Below are 18,974 nucleotides of genomic sequence, written 5' to 3' on the forward strand. Positions count from 1 at the left end.
TGCCCTAGAGGGTGCTTTCCGGGAGTGCGATACACCCCTTTAAACTGTTTCCTGCGTGAGCCATGCACCAAGCTATTCGTGAATCCGCCTTGTGGCGACTGCTGCCTTTGACCTGGCCTTACAAGCGACAAATCGCCGTGGGGCTTGGAGCCAACGGGTGCGCCCGATTTTTCGACCTCCTGCCAACCCTCATTGTCGGGCAGGTCGTGGACGCTATTGAGCAGGGGCGTGTCTTGCCGGACCGGTTTGTGACTTATGCCCTGCTGGTCCTAGCGACGTTTGCCGGGCTTGCTGTCTTCCAGTCCTTGAGCAGTTACAATCTCGGAACCATGGCCCAGAAGGTCCGCCATGATCTGCGCACGGCGTTGTACCGGCATTTGCAACGTCTGGACATGACGTTTTTCGGTCGACGGCAGACCGGGGATATCCTGGCCGTGGTCTCCAACGATGTGGACAGTCTGGAGACCTTTTTTTCGGATACCAGCACGAGCTTGGTGCGGATCGTGATTACCTTTTTCGGTGTTTACGGCATCCTGCTCTATTTGGACTGGCGACTGGCTTTGGTGTTGTTTGTTCCGCTGCCGCTGGCATTGTGGGCGGTGCGTTTTTTCGCCCGCCGGGTTCAGCCGCAGTACCGGCAGGCCAGACAGGCCGTCGGGCGTATCAACAGTCTGGTCGAAAACAATATCAACGGCATGGAAGTCATTCAAGCCTATACAGCCGAGGCCGAGCAGGACCATTTCGTCAACGAACAATCCTCCCTGTACCGGGATTCGGTCTGTTCCGCCCTGTGGGAGCGGGCCAGGTTCATTCCCTTGATTTACCTGATCGCGGGAACAGCCTTTGCCCTGCTCATTGGACTTGGCGGATGGTTTGCGGCCCGCCCGGCCGGACCGAGTCTCGGGGAGTATGCGACATTTATTCTTCTGGCCATGCGGCTCATTTTGCCCATTTTCGCCGTGGGGCGGTTGCTCAATCAGGTCCAGCGCGCCGAAGCGTCGGCGCGGCGCATTCAGGAAGTCTTTCAGCGGCAGCCGCTTATTCAGGATGCGGCCGGGGCCGTTGCCCTTGCTGAGCCCATTGAACGTCTAGAATTCGAAAACGTCAGTTTTGCCTATCAGCCCGAGATGCCGATACTCCAAAATGTCTCTTTTGCTGTAGGTCGGGGAGAGATGCTGGGAGTGGTCGGGCCAACAGGGGCCGGAAAATCGACGCTGGTCAAACTCCTGCTGCGCATGTACGCCCCGGAACAGGGCCGCATCAAGGTCAACGGTCGGGATCTCGACCAGCTGACCCTGGCCAGCGTCCGCGGGCAGGTAGGGTATGTCTCCCAGGACGCCTTTATTTTCCAGGGCAGTGTCGAGGACAACATCCGGCTTGGCTCACCCGAGGCCTCCAGTGAAGCGGTCCGCGAAGCGGCCCGTATCGCCGGGGCTTTGGAGTTTATTGAGGTTTTGCCCAAGGGCTTTGCGACCTTGCTCGGCGAACGGGGGCTGAGCCTCTCAGGGGGACAGCGGCAGCGGATCTCTTTGGCCCGGGCGGTGCTGCGCAATCCCCCGCTTCTTGTCTTGGACGAGGCGACTTCCTCGGTGGACACAAAGACCGAGGAATTGATTCAGGACAATCTCCAGAGTCTGCAACACGACCGTCTGGTGATTGCCGTGGCCCACCGCTTGTCCACGGTGCGTCAGAGCTCGTCGATCATGGTTCTGGTCGATGGCCGCGTGGCCGAATACGGCACCCATAACGAACTTGTGGCCCAAAAAGGGGTCTATGCCGGATTGTGGCGGGTGCAAAGCGGCGGAGCGCTGTGCGAATAGCCACCGTTTTTGCCGGGCTTGTTGGGCTTGAGCCTGGAGAGGGACTCGACGGGCGAACCGTGTGGACCGTGAAAGTGGGCATGGTGCTTGTCCACATTGCGTTTGGTATGCGATGCCAGAAGCGCGGGTCGCTGGAGTCGCGACGTGGTTTTTTTGATCCGTGAGTCGGGTCGTGTACAAAATGGTCAGGGATACAGGCTTATTCAAGCCAGAAAGGAGTGAAGGCAATGCATTACATCATGTTTGAGGACTTTGCGGGCAAGCCGGTACCCATCATTTTTCCAGAAAAAATCCGGCATGAGGAGATGCGGGAGCAGATTCCCTACGCCCGCGTCCTGGCCGCCGGTCGGGTGGAGATTATCGAGGGCATCCTGCGCTGCGTGGGGGAATCGAAGGAGCTCGGTGTGAGCGCGCGGAACCGGGATGCGAGCATGATTGCCGCCCAGTTGGGAATGGAAGCCTGAGGCCTGGTGACACGAGAAACAGGCACTTTGGCATTATTCAAAAGGTGTGAGGAAGGCGGCTTTAGGGGCTGCGATGCGGTCAGAGCAGCGCGGCCAAGGCCTCTGCGACCCGGTGGGCAGAGATGTCGCGCAGGCATTTCCTGTCGTGGGGACAGGGACGTTGGCCGTGCAGGGAGCAGGGGCGGCAAGACAGGGGAATTTCCAGGATCTGATCTCTGAAGCCGGAGGGGGCGAACCCCCAATGCCGGGTCGTGGGGCCGAAAAGACCGACTACCGGAGTCCCGACGGCAGTTCCCAGGTGCATCGGGCCGGAATCGCCGCTGACCAGGGCCGTGCACCGGGAGATAAGCGCCGCGCTGGTGCGCAGATCGGTCTGATTGGTCAGATCCCGGCTGTCACCGGGAAAAAGGGGACGCTCAGCGCGTCCGAGTACACGCCACTGGATCCCTTGCTGATCAAGAAGCCGGGTCAACTGGTACCAATGCGTCGCGGGCCAAGCCTTGTCGGGATGGGTGGCGTAGGGGTGCAAAGCGACCACAGGGGCCCGGCCTGCGTGGGGCACAAGCCGGTCGGCGGCCATGAGTTCTGCGTCGGTCAAGTGGATTTGCGGACGCAGGAGTTCCGGCGCAGGCGGATGGTCGTGCAGGGCCTGGGCGTAGCGTTGGGGGATGGTCAGCCGGGTCAAACGGCGGTAGTTGCTCGCGGCGCCGAGGCGGTACTGCAGCAAGCGGCGGGAAAATGTGTATTTGGGGGAGCGTTTGAGGTCTCCCCGCCATCCGGCGCTCAATAGCCGGGTGCGAACTGTCCCGTGCAGATCAATCAGGGGACTGCGCGGGTGAGCCAGTCGCAACCGGTGGCAGAGCCGCAGCCAGCCCGCGAGGGTCAAGTCCGCCGTTGTCACGGGCACGATGCGAGCCACACCGGGGTGGTCCTTGAATATCGGTGCAAAGGCCTGCTTGGTCACGACCACGAAGGGCTTGCCCAGGCACACAGCCCAATGGGCGATAGGTCCTGTCGTCAGGACCACATCGCCCAGGGAACTGAGCCGGACGACAAGCGGCAGGTCGGGAACCGGCATGGTTGTGTTCATCGCAAGGAGAGATAGAGCTGCATCAGGTCCTCGGTGACCTGTTGTTTGTGGAAGCGTTGGACGTAATCAAATCCCCGTTCGGCCATTCGTTTCTGCAGTTCCTTGTCGGAGAGGATGGTCTGCATGGCTGTGGCCAGTTCGTCGGGACTGTCGGGATCAACATACCAGGAATCCGGTCCCCCGGCTTCCGGAAAGCAGGAACCGTTGGAGGTGATGACCGGGGTCTTACTGAACAGGGCCTCGATAATCGGAATGCCGAATCCCTCGAACTGGGAGGGGTAGAGAAAGAGCTTCGCCTGCTGAAACAGGCAGGCCAGGTCGCGCATGTGGAGATTCGTGCGCCAAATGACCTTTTCCCCGAGCTTGTGCTCTTTGAGAAAGGAGAGGACTTTTTCCTTATATTCCTTGCCTTTCCCTACTACGACCAGCGGCGGGAAATGCTTCTCCCGTTCTCGGAGAATGGCCAGGGCCTCGGCGATGCGCATCAGGTTTTTGCGCTCGGTGATCGACCCGACAAAGAGCATGAAGTCGTCGGGCAGAGCGAGTTCCTGCAGGATCTTTTGCCGCTTGGGCCGTTCAAACTGATTGTAGAAGACTTCCCCGCAGCTTTGGTAGACGACCTCGACCTTGTCCGAGGGGACATTGAAATAGGTGACGATGTCTTCTTTCGTCTGCTGGCTGACCGCGATGACTTTGTCCGCGTGCTGACAGGCGTATTTGCATTTCGCCTTGTACACTTGGCGGTCGAGGTAATTGTAATAGTGCGGGTAACGCATGAAGATGAGGTCGTGGATGGTGACCACCGTCTTCAACCCGTTTTTCTTGTTCCGAAACGGCAGTTCGTTGGACAAGCCGTGGTATATATCGATCCGGTCCTGAGCCAGATCATTGCCCAGCCCGAAGGAGCGCCACAAGGGGGTGACTTTCTGGCTGAGCCCTTTTTTGGGCTTCCGGACGCGGACGCACTTCTTGGTTATGGTTTTGGTGCACAGATTGGTCTGGGGCGGCGGCGTGTACAGAAAATAGGTGTGCTCAGGGTGGTATGTGCACATATTCTTGATCACGCCCCGGCTGTAATTGCCCAGTCCGGTGGTGTTGCAAAACGCCCGTTTGGCGTCAAATCCGATACGCATATGGCACCTGATTCTTCAACAATGGGTTTGCACGGCTCTCGGCCGTGTCGATATCCTGAATTCCGGTAACTGATCAGCGTAAAAAGTCAATCATCAGCCAAAAGGCAGCGCCTGAGGGCCAGCCGATTTCCTGTTTGCGTTACGCTGCGGGAGGCGCTTTGAGAATCCATTCGGCCGCGGCCTCGAGGTCCCGGGCGAACAGAACCGGGGCTCCGGCCGGTGACTGCGCACATTCCAGGTACGCCTCTTCCCCCAGGGGCGGGCACCCCAGGTGCTCGGCCTCGTGACGACCCTTGCCGGTAGCCACAAGAATTCCACCGCCGAGGCCGGCAGTCTCAGCGAGCCGAATGTCGCTTTTTTTGTCCCCAATAACGATACTGCGCCGCGGCTGGAGGCCGTGGTGCTCAATGAGTGTCTGCACCAGCCCGGGGGCCGGTTTGCGGCAGGAACACGTATCTGAAGGAGAGTGGGGACAGTAGACACTGGCGCTGAGGACAACACCGTGCCGGGCGAGTAAATGATCAAGGCGGCGCTCTACGTTGTCGTAGTCGTCGCGGGAGAAATAGCCGCGTCCAATACCTGATTGGTTGGTGACCACGAACAACCGGCACCCCGCTCGGACAAGGGCCTGCAGGCCGGGAAGCGCCCCGGGGAGAAAGCGGATCTGATCGGGGTCGTGGAGATAATGCCGGTCTTCAATGACCGTGCCGTCCCGATCGAGCAAAATGTCGTGATAGAAAGGGTGCATTGGGTCCTCCCTGACACTGAGCGCGTCGATAGGGTCGTCTTCAATGCTCTCCTTTAGGGCAAAGGTCAAGCAGAATTTTGTCCCCATCTGGCACCCGCTCCAACATGGTGAAGCGTCCCCACGGATCCAGTTTTTTTGCCTTCTGGCCTCGGGGCCCAATCCCATCCTATTGCAGGGGGAAAACCCTTCTGCTATATTTTTCTTCCCGAGGGAGAAATTTTCCTCTCGATTGGATTTGTCAAGACAAAGGGCTCGAACCAAGCAATGTTGCAACTCGTTCTCGCGGTTGGGCTGGCCATCGGCATCTCCTTCCTCTGTTCGGTCGCCGAGGCTGTGCTCTATTCAGTCCCGTGGAGTCATATCGAAAAGCTCCGGAGGTCGGGGGAGCGCAAAGGGGAACTCCTCTACCGGCTCCGAGTCGATGTAGACGAGCCGATCACCGCCATCCTGACCCTGAACACCGTGGCCCATACTGCGGGGGCCTCTGTGGCCGGTGCAGCGGCGGCGCAGGTGTTCGGCCAAGAATCCCTGTTCGCCTTCTCCGTTTTCTTCACCCTGGCCATCCTCCTGCTATCGGAGATCATTCCCAAGACCCTGGGCGTCGTGTATACCCGGGGGCTCTCTTTGTGGGTGGCGCGCCCCTTACACCTCCTGGTCTTTGTCATGCGGCCCATTGTGAACGTCTCCAGCTATCTGGTCCGTTTTTTGGGTAAGCGCAAGCTCGGTCCGGAGGCCTCGGAAGAGGATGTCCGGGCCATGGTCAGCCTCTCGCGCCAGGCTGGAGTGCTCAAGCCCTACGAAGAGATGTCCATCAAGAATATCCTGACCCTGGACAGCAAACGGGTCAAAGATATTATGACCCCACGGATGGTCATTTTTTCCCTGCCGGCGCATTTGACCGTGGCCGAGGCCCGGGAAGCCAAATTGGTCTGGCCCCACAGTCGGATCCCAGTCTATGAAGGCGATGATCCCGAAGAAGTCATCGGCATCGTCTATCGCCGTGAATTGCTCGAAGCACTGGCCGACGACCAGGACACACGGCATCTCAGCGATCTGATGCGCTCTGCCCACTTTGTCCTGGAAAGCCTGACCCTGGACCGGCTTTTGGTCCAGTTTCTGGAGTCACGGATGCACTTGGCGGTGGTCCTTGACGAATACGGCGGACTTGCCGGGGTGGTGACCCTGGAAGACGTTCTCGAAGAAATTCTTGGCAACGAAATAGTTGACGAAACCGACCAAGTTGTGGACATGCGGGAACTGGCCCGGCAGCGCCGGGAGAAGTTGGTGCAGGAGCGGCGGAAATCGCATTCCTGACGAGACGCTCCAACCCACTGTAAAGGAGAGCCTATGTCCGTTCAAAGCGGTTCCAAATGGGTGTATGTATTTGCCTTCTTGCTTTTGGCCGGGGGACTGGGGTATCTGCTGGTTTCCGGTCTGAGTTCCAATAGTGTTTATTTTTTGAATGTTTCTGAAGCGCTGGCCATGGAGACCCAGGAATTGGGCCAGGCCCGCCTGTTCGGCACTGTGGCCGCCCAAGGCATTGAACGCAATGAGGACGCCATGGGCGTTCGCTTTGCCCTGCAGGACAAGGAAAACAAGGACAAAGTCATCTGGGTAGAATACTCGGGAGTGGTTCCCGACACATTTAAACCAGGTGTCGAAGTCATTGTTGAGGGCAGTCTGGCCCGGCCGGAAGGGGTTTTCGGGGCTCATAACCTGATGACCAAATGTCCTTCCAAGTACAAGAAAGAGGAGCAAGGCTAGCAGGCCGTTGAAAATCTCCCAAAGGCTGCGTTGCGGCAACAAGTTCAACCTCTTCCGTATTCACGATACGCTACGGTCTTGCACTTTTTGTCGCCGTCTCTTGGGATTTTTGGACGGTCTGAGAGATTTGGAGTCTTTGACGGCCAGCGAGGCGCTTGGTCTGCCTGCAACGCGAATCCCGCTCAGGCGGGATTTTCTGTTCTGAACCGCTGCTCCGGGAGGGTGCGTGCCCGGGTTTCTTTAAGACCATAAGGACGTGTATACGTGTTGACACCACATTTTCTGGCTTTTTTCGCTCTGTTGCTGGCCCTTTTCCTGTCCGCCGGTCTGGGCGTGAGTGCTTGCGCTGCCGCCTGGCGGTCGACGACCGCTCCCTTACCCTGGATCGAAAAGGGGCAATGGCTGATCACCGGCCTCATGCTCCTGGCCTCGGCCATTTTATTGTGGGCCCTGGGGACCGGGGATTTCTCCTTTTCGTATGTCGCTGACTATACTGATTCCTTTTTGCCGCAGTTTTATGCCCTGACCGCGTTCTGGGCTGGCCAGGAAGGTTCGTTTCTTTTCTGGGGCGTGTGCCTGGCTGCCTTGGGAGTTGTATGGCGGTTGAGCCCATCCTATCAACGTGTCTCCCCCCTGACCCGTCAATACGCCTGGGCCTTTTTTCTGGCAGTCCAGGCGTTTTTTCTTTACGTCCTGACCGGACCGAGCAATCCGTTTCTCCGCTTGGAGCCCGCTCTGGATCAGGGCAATGGGCTCAATCCGCTTTTGCAGCACCCGGGCATGATTTTCCACCCGCCGCTGCTGTTTCTCGGATATGCCGGGTTCACCATACCGGCCTGTCTGGCCCTGGCCGCCAAATTGACTCGCGAACCGGTGTCCTGGATGGACGTCTCTCGAAACTGGGTGCTGGTCTCCTGGATTTTCCTCACCGCTGGGATCATTCTCGGTTCGTGGTGGTCATATATGGAACTCGGCTGGGGCGGGTATTGGGCCTGGGACCCAGTGGAGAACGCTTCTCTGATCCCTTGGCTCAGCGCCAGCGCCTTTTTGCACACCTCCCTTATTGGACGACGGCGCAAGGCCCTGGGGCGCAGTAATGTCTTTCTGATCGGCCTGACCCTGGTGCTCTGTTTTTTCGGTACCTATCTCGTGCGTAGCGGGGTCATTGATTCCCTGCACGCCTTCGGCAGTGGCGGGGTGGGGCAGCCTTTGTTTCTCCTGATCCTGGTCTCACTGGCGTTGGTGACCCTGATCGCCTTTGTGGACCGGAGTTCCGAAGACCGTCCTCTGAGTGGGATCACCAGCAAACAGGGAGTCATGCTTCTGGTGGCTTGGCTGCTGCTCGCGCTGGGGGTGGTGGTCATGATGGGGACCATGTGGCCGGTGATCAGCCGTTTGTGGACTGAGAACCCGGTCGGCCTGGATGCTGGGTTTTACAACCGGGTCTGCCTGCCGCTGTTTACGTTTATCGTCCTTTTCCTTGTCTTTTGCCCCTGGCTGACCTGGAAAGGGGGAACGCGGTACCCCAAAGCCCTCGGGGCCTCGATCGCGGCCTTTGTCCTTGCGCTTGGCGGATTGTGGTTCGTCGGGGTCCGTGATCTCTGGCCTCTTTTGGCGGCCGCCGGGGGAATTGCTACCTGCGTGAGCACGGTCCTGATTTTTGTGGTCGCTCCGGCGTCCAGACGGCAACGGGTAAGTTGGGGGGCTTACGGGGTCCATTTCGGTCTGGCGTTGGTCTTTGTCGGGATCGCCTTTTCCGGGCCATACAAGGCCACCACGGAAGCGGTCCTGGACAAGGGCGAGGTCTTGCAAGTGGATGGCTATGAAGTCGAGTATACCGGTTTTGATCAGGATATGACCCCGGCCGTTTCCGCATTCAAGGCCGTGCTGGAAGTGCGTAATGAAAAGGGCGAGACCATCGGCCGTCTGGTGCCCGAGCGCCGGATGTACCGCAATTTCCAACAACCCTTCGCCGAAGCAGCGGTGCTGCCTGGCCTTGGCGACGAACTCTACGCCACGCTGCTCGGATTTACTGAGGACGAGATCATCAGCCTCAAGGTCAGTGTGAATCCGCTGGTCAATTGGCTGTGGATCGGCGGGACCCTGATGTGCCTTTTGCCCTGGCTGTGTCTGCGGCGTGTGGCCAAGCCGGGGGGGCGCCATTGACCACCCTTATCGAGGCACGTAGCATAAGCCAATTTTACGGCCATAAGGCGGTCTTTCGTAAACTCTTCCTCACGGCCGCTGCCGGCGAAGTGCACCTTGTTCTCGGCCCGAACGGGGCTGGGAAATCGACACTTCTCAAGGTTCTCAGCGGGTTATTGTCCCCGACGCAAGGAACGGTCCACCGCCGGGTCGAGCCTGGCGAGATTGGCTATATGGGGCACGAAACCTTTATCTATCCCCGTCTGAGCGCGGTGCAAAATCTCCTTTTCTGGGGCCGGCTCTACGGGCGCGACGTCGACCGAGAGCAGGTCCTGGAGGTCTTGACGCGAGTGGGACTTCAGGCCGTGGCCTACGAAGAGGCCGGCCATTTTTCCCGGGGCATGGCCCAGCGTCTGAGTCTGGGGCGGTTGCTGCTGTTACAGCCCCGGCTGCTTTTTCTGGACGAGCCGAGTACCGGCCTGGACGCCTCCTCGCAAGGCCTTTTGGGCCAGGAGATTGGCCGGATGCGGTCTCGTGGGGCTTGTGTCTTCTGGGTCAGCCACGATCCGGAACGTGATTTGCCCAAAGCCGATGCGGTGGTGGCGCTTTCCGACAAACATGGCGAGCAGCATGCCTCGGCCGCGGCGTATCGGGAGGCCCAAGGAGTGCTTTGTGGCTAGCTTATTCGCGTTGATCGGCAAGGACGTCCGTCTTGTCAGTGGAAGCGGGCAAGGCGTGGCCCAAGCAGCGCTTTTGGGGTTGCTGCTCGTCTTTGTTTTCAGCTTGGCCCGACAAAGCGGCACTCCGGTTCCGCCTCAATGGGTGGCGGCGATATTTTGGCTCGCCTCAGCCTTCAGCTTGATTCTGATCTTCAACACCCTGTTCAGTCTCGAAGAGGACAACAACGCCCGTACGGGGTTATTGTTGAGTCCGCTTTCCCCGCAGGCGGTCTGGTTGGCCAAGGCGCTCGGCGGCGGCGTGCTACTGCTTGTCGTTCAGAGCATCCTGTATCCTGCGGTGATCGTTTTTTTAGGCGCAGCTCCTGTGGAGCAGGTCCTGCCCGGATTGGGCCTGCTCGTGGCTGTGGACTGGGGCCTGGTCGTCCTGGGGGCCTTGCTGGGCGCGCTGGGACAGGGACAGGCCGGGCGGGATTCCCTGTTGTCCATTATCGTTTTTCCCTTGCTGGTCCCCTTGCTTCTGGCCGGGATTCGGCTGGGCGGCGGCCTGGTCGCCGGGACCGCGATGCAACTCGACTGGGGAAGCTGGATGGGCGTTGTCGGGGCCTTTGACGCCCTGTTTACCGGTGCGGCGCTGTTGTTGTTTCCGTTCGTGTACGCCGGCCATTAGCGCAGTGATGAGTACTGGAGGATAATGTGGAGAAGGCGAAGCAGATCCCCGGGGGGCTCTCCCCGACAGCAGTCTGGGCCGTGGCCGTAGCCACGGCAGTGGCCTTGGGGATCAGCCAATATTTTATCTGGTATTATGCCCCGGTGGAACAAACGATGGGGCTGGTGCAGAAGATTTTCTATTTCCATTTGCCCCTGGCCTGGTGGGCCCTGATCAGTTTTTTTCTGGTTTTTATCGGCAGTATCGGGGTGTTGTGGAAGAAGAGTCCACTTATGGACGGTCTGGCCGGGGCTGCAGCCGAGATCGGCGTCCTCTGGAGCGGTCTGGCGTTGGTTACTGGCATGCTCTGGGCCAAACCGGCCTGGAATACCTGGTGGACCTGGGACCCCCGTTTGTCGACGACCCTGGTCATGTGGTTCGTGTACGCGGCGTATCTCGTGCTCCGCGGGTCCGGACTCGCTCCTGAGAAAAGGCGCTTTTTGTGTGCTGTACTTGGTGTGGTGGCCTTCCTGGATGTGCCGCTGGTCTTTCTCTCTGCACGGTTGTGGCGTTCGATCCACCCTTCGGTGCTGGGCAGTCAGTCGGGTGGCCTGGAGCCGGAAATGTGGACGACTGTGCTGGTCTGTCTCTGTGCCTGGGGGGCCTTGTTCGGGTTGTTGCTTTCGGTGCGCTGGAAGCAGTATGTGAGCAAACAGCGTTTGGAGAGTCTGGTGGCGAACTTGAGCCGTTGAGGCCTCTTTGCTGACCGTTGAATATCTCTTAATAAAAAAATCTGCAGTATTTTTAATCTATTACGTAGGAAGAAGTGCGCCGCGACCTTGAATTTCAGGGCGAGTTCTTTTGGAAGTTTGAACGGGCTGTGAGTTCAGATTTTTTCCACAGTCATCAAGCCAAAAAATGGGGTATCCATGGCAGCGATAGAATATGTTTTGGCGGCCAATGTGGCGATTTGGGCCGGCGTGAGTCTGTACCTGGGCTTTCTGAGCCTGCAGCAGCGCCGTATTGATATGCGCTTGCATCAACTGGAGCGAGTTGAAAATGAGGACAGCTATGACAGCTAACCTCCCGGCGTTGAATAAATGTGTTCTGGCTGCGTTGGGCGCCGGGCTGGTGATCCTTTTCGCGGGTTCTGTCGTTTATCGGACCATGCATCCCAGCCTGGTGGTGCAAACCAACCAACCGCAATCGGGCGGCGGTTCCATGGAGCAGATTTCTGCCCTGATGGGGCAGTTGCAGGAGAACCCTGGCGACGTGAACGCCTTGTCGCGTCTGGCTATCGCGTTTTCCCGAATGGAAGCCTGGGATCGTGCGGCTACCTTCTGGCAGCGGGTCCTGGATCAGGAACCCGCGAACATGCGCGCTCTTCAGGGGATGGCCATGGCTTCATTTCGAATGCAGCAATTCGAGACAGCCGTGACCTACCTGCGCAAGGCGCTGGAAGAGGACCCGCAGTCCTACCGCACGCATTACAATTTGGCCATCGTGTATAAACATTTTCTGCAACAACCGGACAAGGCCCGTTCCCATTTTCAAACCGTTGCGAACGCCTCCGAGGCGCCGGCGGAATTGCGAGAGCAGGCTAAGGCTGAATTGGCGCAGGAAAGAGAGCAATAAGGGAGTCATAATGGACAAGATTACCGGAACCGGGCTGACGTTTGATGATGTGTTGCTGCTTCCCCGCTATTCCGACGTCCTGCCGGACACGGTTGATGTCGGGACCCAACTCACACCACAGATCCGCTTGAATGTGCCGCTTTTGAGCGCGGCCATGGACACCGTGACCGAATCCCGGATGGCCATCTCCATGGCCCGGGCCGGGGGAATCGGCATCATCCACAAGAATATGACCATTGATCAGCAGCGGCTGGAGGTGGAGAAAGTCAAAAAATCCGAAAGCGGCATGATCGTTTCCCCGGTCACCGTGGAACCGGACTATACCATCGCTCAGGCCCTGGATATCATGTCGGAATATCGCATTTCAGGTTTGCCAGTGGTCACCGAGGGCCATCTGGTCGGGATCGTGACCAACCGTGACGTCCGTTTCGTCAAGGATCTGCAGACCACGGTCGCCGACGTCATGACCAGCAAGAATCTGGTCACCGTGCCTGTGGGCACGACCATGGAAGAGGCCAAGAAGCACCTGCACGCCAGCCGGATTGAAAAGCTGCTCGTCGTGGATGAAGACAATAATCTGCGGGGCCTGATCACCATCAAGGACATCGAAAAGGTCAAGAAATATCCCGATTCCTGCAAAGATGAACTCGGTCGTCTGCGGGTCGGCGCCGCCCTGGGCGCTGGGGGCGACCGGGATGAGCGCGCGGCAGCCCTTCTGGCGGCGGGCGTTGATGTCCTTGTCGTGGATTCGGCTCACGGCCACAGCAAGAATATTATCGAGGCGGTCAGGACGTTGCGGCGCAGCCATCCGGACTGCCAGCTTATAGCCGGCAACGTGGCCACCTATACCGGAGCTTCGGCCCTGCTCGAGGCTGGAGCCGACGCGGTCAAAGTCGGCATCGGGCCGGGCTCGATTTGTACCACCCGCGTGGTGGCCGGTGTTGGAGTGCCCCAGATCTCGGCGATCATGGAAGTCTCCAAGGCCTGCAATGAGCACGGCAAATGTTTGATCGCCGACGGTGGTGTGAAATTTTCCGGCGATGTCATCAAGGCCCTGGCCGCCGGAGCCGATTCGGTCATGATGGGCTCCATGCTGGCCGGGACAGAAGAAAGCCCGGGGGAGACCATCCTCTACCAGGGTCGGAAGTACAAAATCTACCGCGGTATGGGATCCATTGATGCCATGAAGGACGGGAGTTCGGACCGCTATTTCCAGGACGACTCCAAAAAGCTCGTTCCGGAAGGCATTGTCGGCCGAGTGCCCTTCAAAGGCTCGGCCACAGAAACCGTCTATCAGCTTATGGGCGGCATGCGCTCTGGCATGGGCTATGTCGGGTGCGGCACGGTCAAAGAACTCAAGGAAGAGGCCCAGTTCGTCCAGATCTCCCCGGCCGGACTGCGGGAAAGCCATGTCCACGATGTGGTTATCACCAAAGAGGCGCCCAACTACCGCATCGAGTCGCCCTGATCACCCTGCGCGTATCTTTCGGTGGTCGTATAGCACAAGGCCGTGGACAGACGGGACGGTCCCGTATTGAAAGTATTTTTTACCGCTGATGAGGTCGGCATGCATTTAGAAAATAGAGTCCTGATTCTTGATTTCGGGTCCCAATACACCCAACTGATCGCCAGGCGGGTCCGGGAAGCCGGCGTGTACTCCGAGATCCATCCCTGCACCACTCCGATCGACGAGTTGCAGGCCATGAAGCCCAGCGCCCTGATCCTTTCCGGGGGGCCATCCAGTGTCACCGATCCGGACGCCCCGGCCGTGGATCCGGCTATTTTGGAGTGGGACATTCCCATTTTGGGAATCTGTTACGGCATGCAGCTTCTGGCCACACTTTTGGGCGGCGACGTCGTCCCGGCCCAGGATCGGGAATACGGTCGGGCTGAGGTCGAAGTCATCGAGAAGTCCCCGTTGTGGAGCGGGATGCATTTCCAGGACCCGGTCAAGGTCTGGATGTCCCACGGGGACAAGGTCATGGCCCCGCCGGAGGGGTTTACGGTCCTGGCACGGACGCCGCAAGTCGATGTGGCGGCCATGGGCAGTGCCGATCGCCGGATCTATGGGCTGCAGTTCCACCCGGAAGTGGTGCACACTGAAGACGGTGACCAGATCCTGCGCAATTTCCTCTTCGATGTCGCCGAACTGACCCCGGACTGGACCATGGCCTCGTTTGTGGAGACTATGCGCGACTCCCTGCCAACGCTTATCGGTGACGGCAAGGTGGTTTGCGGCCTGAGCGGCGGGATCGACTCCACGGTAGTGGCGGTTTTGCTGCACAAGGCTATTGGGAAGCAATTGCACTGCATTTTTGTAGACAACGGGCTGTTGCGTCAGGACGAGGGCGAAGAGGTCGTACAGTATTTGCGACGGCATTTCGATCTCAATCTCAAGTATGTTCAGGCCCAGGACCGGTTTTTGTCCCGGCTCCACGGTGTTGAAGACCCGGAAGAAAAACGGAAGATCATCGGCCATACCTTCATTGAGGTTTTCGAGGAAGAAGCCAAGGAGATCAAGGACGTCCAGTATCTGGCTCAAGGGACGCTGTATCCGGATGTCATCGAGTCCGTGTCCTTCAAGGGCCCCTCTGCGGTTATCAAAAGTCATCACAACGTTGGCGGATTGCCGGAACGGATGCAAATGGACCTGGTCGAGCCGTTGCGCGAACTCTTCAAGGATGAAGTTCGTAAGGTGGCTGTGGAATTGGGATTGCCGGATTTCCTGGTCTGGCGCCACCCCTTTCCCGGACCGGGGCTCGCGATTCGAGTGATCGGGGAAATCACCCCGGAACGCTTGGAGATCTTGCGTAAGGCGGATAAAATCGTCCATAATGAACTCATGGCCTCAGGTTGGTATTACAAAGTCTGGCAGGGATTTGCGGTGTTGCTGCCCTTGAAGACCGTTGGGGTCATGGGTGATGAGCGGACCTATGAACACGTTATCGCCCTGCGGGTGGTCGATAGTGTCGATGCCATGACGGCAGATTGGACCAGGCTGCCACCCGACTTGTTGGGTCGGATTTCGAATCGGATCATCAATGAGGTCAAAGGAGTGAACCGGGTCGTCTACGACGTGTCCTCCAAGCCTCCTGGAACCATCGAGTGGGAATAGGGCGACTGGCTCTGTGAACCGACCCCGGAATTGGACTACGGTTTGAAAATGGCGCGTGGCGTGGTTCCGGGGCTCGATTGTCCTGCAGTGCCCCGGGCGATGGCCACAAATGGCCTCCCCGTGTATTCCCTTCACCCGGGGGACTGAATTCCAGAAGGGACTCTGGATTCAGGAAGTCCGGCACCTGCAGAGCCGGACGGGCCATGCGCTTAGCTGCGCCGGGGGAAGATCTGCTTCTCCGGCGCGCGGTTTTTGTCCACGAGGCCGCTGGGCCTCATACCAACGCCAGCCCGGCACGATCGCGGTGTTCGGGCGTTTGCCGTGAGCAAAGGGGAAAACCATGTTCGGCATCGGAACCACCGAAGTATTGATCATTCTTGCCGTGGCCCTTGTGGTCATTGGGCCGAGTAAGCTCCCGGAACTGGCCAGGACCTTGGGAAAAGGGATGGCTGAGTTTCGCCGCATGAGTTCGGATTTGAAGCATACCATTGATATGGAAGCCGACCGTTCTGACAGCGAGCAGAAGCGTTCCGACGCGCAGAAAGAATTGTTCGGCGATAAGAACGAACAATCCAAGCGTGCCGAACAGCAGGAAGCCAGTGACCAGGAAAAGACAGCGGCCTCAGACTCCCCTTCAGAAGTGGACGAAGCGGTGGCCTCCACGGAAAAAACCGTTCAGCGCGAAGCAAACGGACAGGACCGGACGGTCTCGGCTGAGACACCCCAATCTGGATCCGGCGAGGACAAGGAGCCCAAGGCATGAGCGAATCAGCGGCGGAAACCGCCACCCAGCAGGAGACGGCCGATGAAGGCCGCATGGGGCTGATCGATCACCTCAACGACTTGCGCAAAAGTATTGTCCGTTCGGTTGTGGCTGCGTTGGTGGGCATGGTCGCCTGCTATGCGTTCGCCCAAAAGCTTTTTGATTATCTGATGCTCCCCTTGTACAAGGCCCTGCCCGAAGGGAGTACGCTGATCTACACCGCCCCCCACGAAGCCTTTTTTACCTATATCAAGGTCGCCTTTGTGGCTGGGCTCTTTTTGACCAGCCCGTTCATCTTTTACCAGTTCTGGTCCTTTGTCGCCCCCGGTCTGTACAAGCATGAGCGCAAGTGGCTCATCCCTATCGCCTTTTTCTCAGCGGCCTTTTTCTGCACCGGAGCCATTTTCGGCTACTCCATCGTTTTCCCCTGGGGCTATAAATTTTTCATGGGTTTTGCCGAGGACCTCATTCGGCCCATGTTGACCATGCGCGAGGCCTTCTCGTTTGCCATGCGGCTGCTGATCGCCTTTGGGGTCGTTTTTGAACTGCCGCTGGTCATCTTTTTCCTTGCCCGACTGGGACTGGTGAACGCCGCCTGGCTCCGGAAAAAACGCAAATATGCTATTTTAATAGCTTTCATTCTTTCTGCCTTGTTGACGCCACCGGACATGGTTACCCAGAGCTTCATGGCCGGCCCTTTGGCGTTGCTCTATGAACTCAGTATCTGGGTCGCGGCTGTTTTCGGCAAGAAACGGCCGGAAAAAGAAGATGCGGAAGAGGCTGGGGCAAACGCGAAGGCTGAAGAGGCTGATGAAACAGCTGCCAGCGATCCCGAAGCCTCGTCCGAGGCCCATGAAGAGGAATTGCTCCGGGAGGATGCCGCCTCTTCGGACGAGCAGGACGATGACGACGGGGATGAGGACGCGACCACTGAGCGCAAGGAGGACGGGTATGCGCCGGACGACTATTGAGCGGGAGACCCGGGAGACGTTCATCCAACTCGATCTCAATCTGGATGGAAACGGTGACATCAAGATCCGCACAGGATGGGGCCTTGCTGACCACATGCTGACCTTGATCGCTTTCTGGAGCGGTTGGGATCTGGATCTGCAATGCCGGGGCGACCTGCATGTCGACGCGCACCACACCCTGGAGGATATCGGACTCTGCCTGGGGCAGGCCTTCCGTGACGCCGTCAGCGACCCCACCCGGATCCACCGCCTCGGCACGGCCCGCGTGCCCATGGATGAGGCCCTGACGGATGTAGTCGTCGATGTCTCCGGCCGTCCCTATCTTGTCTATCAGGACGACCTTCTCCCGCCGATGATCGGCGGCGAGGAAAGCGATGTCTGGCGCGAGTTCTTCAAGTCCTTTGCCTTTAAGGCGCAACTCAATCTGCATATCCGCTTTTTGTATGGACAAAACGGACACCATCTGCTGGAGTCGGCCTGTAAAGGCACTGGTGTCGCCCTGGCCCAGGGAGTTTCGCTCCAGGGCCAGGGTGTCCGAAGTACAAAAGGCTCCCTGGATTAAGGAGGACCGCCATGCGCGCAATCGTCTTGCTCTTGCTCAGTGTCGTTGTGATGACCGGATGCGCTCTGCGCGCTCCCGATTCCGTCCCGGTGCCTGAATCCTCCCGGTTGGCCGTGGCCGGATTCACGCAGCCTCAGGAAAATTGGGAGTTTCTCGCTGGGTATTCCCAGGCTGAGGAGCAGCCAGTCTCCCCGGAAATGGTCTCCGAGTTGAACACCTCCTTGCTGGAGATGACCAATGACCGCTTCCCGGGCCGGGTGCTCGGCCCCCATCTTACCTCCCAGTGTCGGGAGGTAGTGGTTGCCGAGACGGACCGGACTCGCCTGTCGGCCCTTGAGTTTTGGGTCCAGGTGGGGCGGTGCCTGCCGGCGGACTATCTGCTCGTGCCCCAGATTTTTTCCTGGCAGGAGCGCCATGGTGGCCAATGGGGAAGCGATGCGCCAGCCAAGGTGGTTATGGAGATGTACCTCATCGATGTTGAGCAGGCGGTGATCAGCAAACGGTACCGCTATGACGAACAACAACAGTCGCTGTCCGAAAATCTGTTTTCGTTGCCGCGGTTTCTGCACCGCCAGGGAAAATGGCTTCGGGCCGAGGAGTTGGCCCGCGAAGGCATGCGACAGGGCCTGGAGGCGCTCGGAATATGATTCTGTTTCCTGCTGTGGATATTCAAGACGGACAATGCGTTCGGCTCAAACAAGGAAAAGCCGACGCGGTGACCGTGTTTTCGCCTGATCCTCTGGCCGTTTCCCGTCACTGGGAAACGCAGGGGGCCTCCTGGTTGCATGTGGTCGACCTGGACGGCGCCTTTAGCGGAATGCCCCGGAACTACGACCTGATCCGCTCTATTTGCGATCAGGTGACCATCCCGGTCCAACTCGGTGGCGGCATCCGGGATGCCGCCACCGCAGAGAAATATCTTGAAGCCGGGGTGGCCCGCTTGATCATCGGGACCATGGCCCTGGAACAACCCGAGACATTCCGCGCGCTGTGCAGGGCCCATCCAGGACGCATCGGCGTTTCTCTGGACGCCGAGGACGGTTGGTTGAAAACCAAAGGGTGGGTCGAAAACAGCGGACGCCGCGTCGCTGAGGTGGTCCCGGAACTGGAGCCTCAGGGTGTGGCCTTTGTGGTCTATACTGATATCGCGCGCGACGGCATGCAAAGCGGTGTGAATCTGCGAGCCCTGGAGGAACTGCTCGATTCGACCGGTTTGCCGGTCATCGTGGCTGGCGGGGTGGCTACCTTGGAAGATTTGCAATCCCTGCACCCGCTTCGGGAGAAGGGGCTGGCAGGCGTTATTACCGGAAAAGCGATCTATTCGGGATCGCTTGATTTTCCGGCGGCCCTGGAATGGCTTCGGTGCCAACCTTAACGCGGTGGTCCCCACTTCGTTGTGGAGGCGGCGAGAGACACGATTTTTCGACGGGCAACGAGG

The 18,974-nt window shown here is 58.7% G+C and carries 19 protein-coding genes and 1 pseudogene; 17 read left to right on the forward strand and 3 right to left on the reverse strand.

What is annotated here, in order from left to right:
* The first annotated feature begins 62 nt into the window (after window positions 1–62).
* Together DRET_RS04895 and DRET_RS04900 are read left to right on the forward strand one after the other, a co-directional pair.
* Window positions 63–1,820 carry an ABC transporter ATP-binding protein gene (locus DRET_RS04895; protein ID WP_015751417.1) on the forward strand — a complete coding sequence of 586 codons (1,758 nt, stop codon included), beginning with the start codon at window positions 63–65 and terminating at the stop codon, window positions 1,818–1,820.
* A gap of 227 nt (window positions 1,821–2,047) precedes the next feature.
* Window positions 2,048–2,284, forward strand: coding sequence for a hypothetical protein (locus DRET_RS04900; RefSeq protein ID WP_015751418.1), 237 nt, complete (start codon window positions 2,048–2,050; stop codon window positions 2,282–2,284).
* Between the two features lie 79 nt (window positions 2,285–2,363).
* Here DRET_RS04900 and DRET_RS04905 read toward each other — a convergent pair whose 3' ends face one another.
* The 3 genes from DRET_RS04905 to DRET_RS04915 form a co-directional block, all read right to left on the reverse strand.
* On the reverse strand, window positions 2,364–3,362 hold the full coding sequence (locus DRET_RS04905) for a glycosyltransferase family 9 protein (RefSeq protein ID WP_041282310.1): 999 nt from the start codon (window positions 3,360–3,362) through the stop codon (window positions 2,364–2,366).
* A gap of 8 nt (window positions 3,363–3,370) precedes the next feature.
* Window positions 3,371–4,507, reverse strand: a complete 1,137-nt coding sequence (locus tag DRET_RS04910; RefSeq protein WP_015751420.1) for a glycosyltransferase family 4 protein — start codon at window positions 4,505–4,507, stop codon at window positions 3,371–3,373.
* A 139-nt stretch (window positions 4,508–4,646) separates the two neighbouring features.
* Entirely contained in the window at window positions 4,647–5,255 is a 609-nt protein-coding gene (locus tag DRET_RS04915) for a D-glycero-alpha-D-manno-heptose-1,7-bisphosphate 7-phosphatase (protein WP_041281910.1), read from the reverse strand.
* 264 nt (window positions 5,256–5,519) lie between these two features.
* Here DRET_RS04915 and DRET_RS04920 point away from each other — a divergent pair, with 264 nt between their 5' ends.
* The 15 genes and pseudogenes from DRET_RS04920 (at window position 5,520) to hisA (ending at window position 18,911) form a co-directional block, all read left to right on the forward strand.
* Entirely contained in the window at window positions 5,520–6,569 is a 1,050-nt protein-coding gene (locus DRET_RS04920) for a hemolysin family protein (RefSeq protein WP_015751422.1), read from the forward strand.
* Between the two features lie 33 nt (window positions 6,570–6,602).
* A complete protein-coding gene (locus DRET_RS04925; protein WP_015751423.1) occupies window positions 6,603–7,019 on the forward strand; it encodes a cytochrome c maturation protein CcmE in 417 nt (138 codons plus the stop codon).
* A 264-nt stretch (window positions 7,020–7,283) separates the two neighbouring features.
* On the forward strand, window positions 7,284–9,185 hold the full coding sequence (locus tag DRET_RS04930; RefSeq protein WP_015751424.1) for a heme lyase CcmF/NrfE family subunit: 1,902 nt from the start codon (window positions 7,284–7,286) through the stop codon (window positions 9,183–9,185).
* 68 nt (window positions 9,186–9,253) lie between these two features.
* Window positions 9,254–9,844, forward strand: a pseudogene (locus DRET_RS04935) (ABC transporter ATP-binding protein); the annotation flags it as partial.
* Window positions 9,837–10,511: a heme exporter protein CcmB gene (locus DRET_RS04940; RefSeq protein ID WP_015751426.1), complete on the forward strand. Its 675-nt coding sequence runs from the start codon at window positions 9,837–9,839 to the stop codon at window positions 10,509–10,511. The pseudogene DRET_RS04935 and the gene DRET_RS04940, both read left to right, overlap by 8 nt.
* A gap of 26 nt (window positions 10,512–10,537) precedes the next feature.
* Entirely contained in the window at window positions 10,538–11,242 is a 705-nt protein-coding gene (locus tag DRET_RS04945) for a cytochrome c biogenesis protein (RefSeq protein WP_015751427.1), read from the forward strand.
* Window positions 11,243–11,419: 177 nt separating this feature from the next.
* A complete protein-coding gene (locus DRET_RS13335) occupies window positions 11,420–11,572 on the forward strand; it encodes a CcmD family protein (RefSeq protein ID WP_015751428.1) in 153 nt (50 codons plus the stop codon).
* Complete coding sequence (locus DRET_RS04950) at window positions 11,562–12,125, forward strand: tetratricopeptide repeat protein (RefSeq protein ID WP_015751429.1); 564 nt, start codon at window positions 11,562–11,564, stop codon at window positions 12,123–12,125. Before DRET_RS13335 ends, DRET_RS04950 begins: the two co-directional genes overlap by 11 nt.
* A 10-nt stretch (window positions 12,126–12,135) precedes the next feature.
* Window positions 12,136–13,593 carry an IMP dehydrogenase gene (gene guaB, locus DRET_RS04955; RefSeq protein ID WP_015751430.1) on the forward strand — a complete coding sequence of 486 codons (1,458 nt, stop codon included), beginning with the start codon at window positions 12,136–12,138 and terminating at the stop codon, window positions 13,591–13,593.
* 99 nt (window positions 13,594–13,692) lie between these two features.
* Window positions 13,693–15,240, forward strand: coding sequence for a glutamine-hydrolyzing GMP synthase (guaA, locus tag DRET_RS04960; protein WP_015751431.1), 1,548 nt, complete (start codon window positions 13,693–13,695; stop codon window positions 15,238–15,240).
* A gap of 340 nt (window positions 15,241–15,580) precedes the next feature.
* Window positions 15,581–16,003, forward strand: a complete 423-nt coding sequence (gene tatB / locus DRET_RS04965) for a Sec-independent protein translocase protein TatB (protein WP_015751432.1) — start codon at window positions 15,581–15,583, stop codon at window positions 16,001–16,003.
* The gene (tatC, locus tag DRET_RS04970) at window positions 16,000–16,974 is read left to right on the forward strand and encodes a twin-arginine translocase subunit TatC (protein WP_015751433.1); all 975 of its coding nucleotides are present in this window, start codon (window positions 16,000–16,002) and stop codon (window positions 16,972–16,974) included. Before tatB ends, tatC begins: the two co-directional genes overlap by 4 nt.
* Complete coding sequence (hisB, locus tag DRET_RS04975; protein ID WP_015751434.1) at window positions 16,955–17,536, forward strand: imidazoleglycerol-phosphate dehydratase HisB; 582 nt, start codon at window positions 16,955–16,957, stop codon at window positions 17,534–17,536. The genes tatC and hisB overlap by 20 nt, the downstream gene beginning before the upstream one ends.
* A gap of 11 nt (window positions 17,537–17,547) precedes the next feature.
* Complete coding sequence (locus DRET_RS04980; RefSeq protein ID WP_015751435.1) at window positions 17,548–18,183, forward strand: hypothetical protein; 636 nt, start codon at window positions 17,548–17,550, stop codon at window positions 18,181–18,183.
* A complete protein-coding gene (hisA, locus tag DRET_RS04985; protein WP_015751436.1) occupies window positions 18,180–18,911 on the forward strand; it encodes a 1-(5-phosphoribosyl)-5-[(5-phosphoribosylamino)methylideneamino]imidazole-4-carboxamide isomerase in 732 nt (243 codons plus the stop codon). The genes DRET_RS04980 and hisA overlap by 4 nt, the downstream gene beginning before the upstream one ends.
* The last annotated feature ends 63 nt before the right edge of the window (window positions 18,912–18,974 follow it).

Source organism: Desulfohalobium retbaense DSM 5692, from assembly GCF_000024325.1.
GTDB classification, from domain to species: Bacteria; Desulfobacterota; Desulfovibrionia; order Desulfovibrionales; family Desulfohalobiaceae; genus Desulfohalobium; species Desulfohalobium retbaense.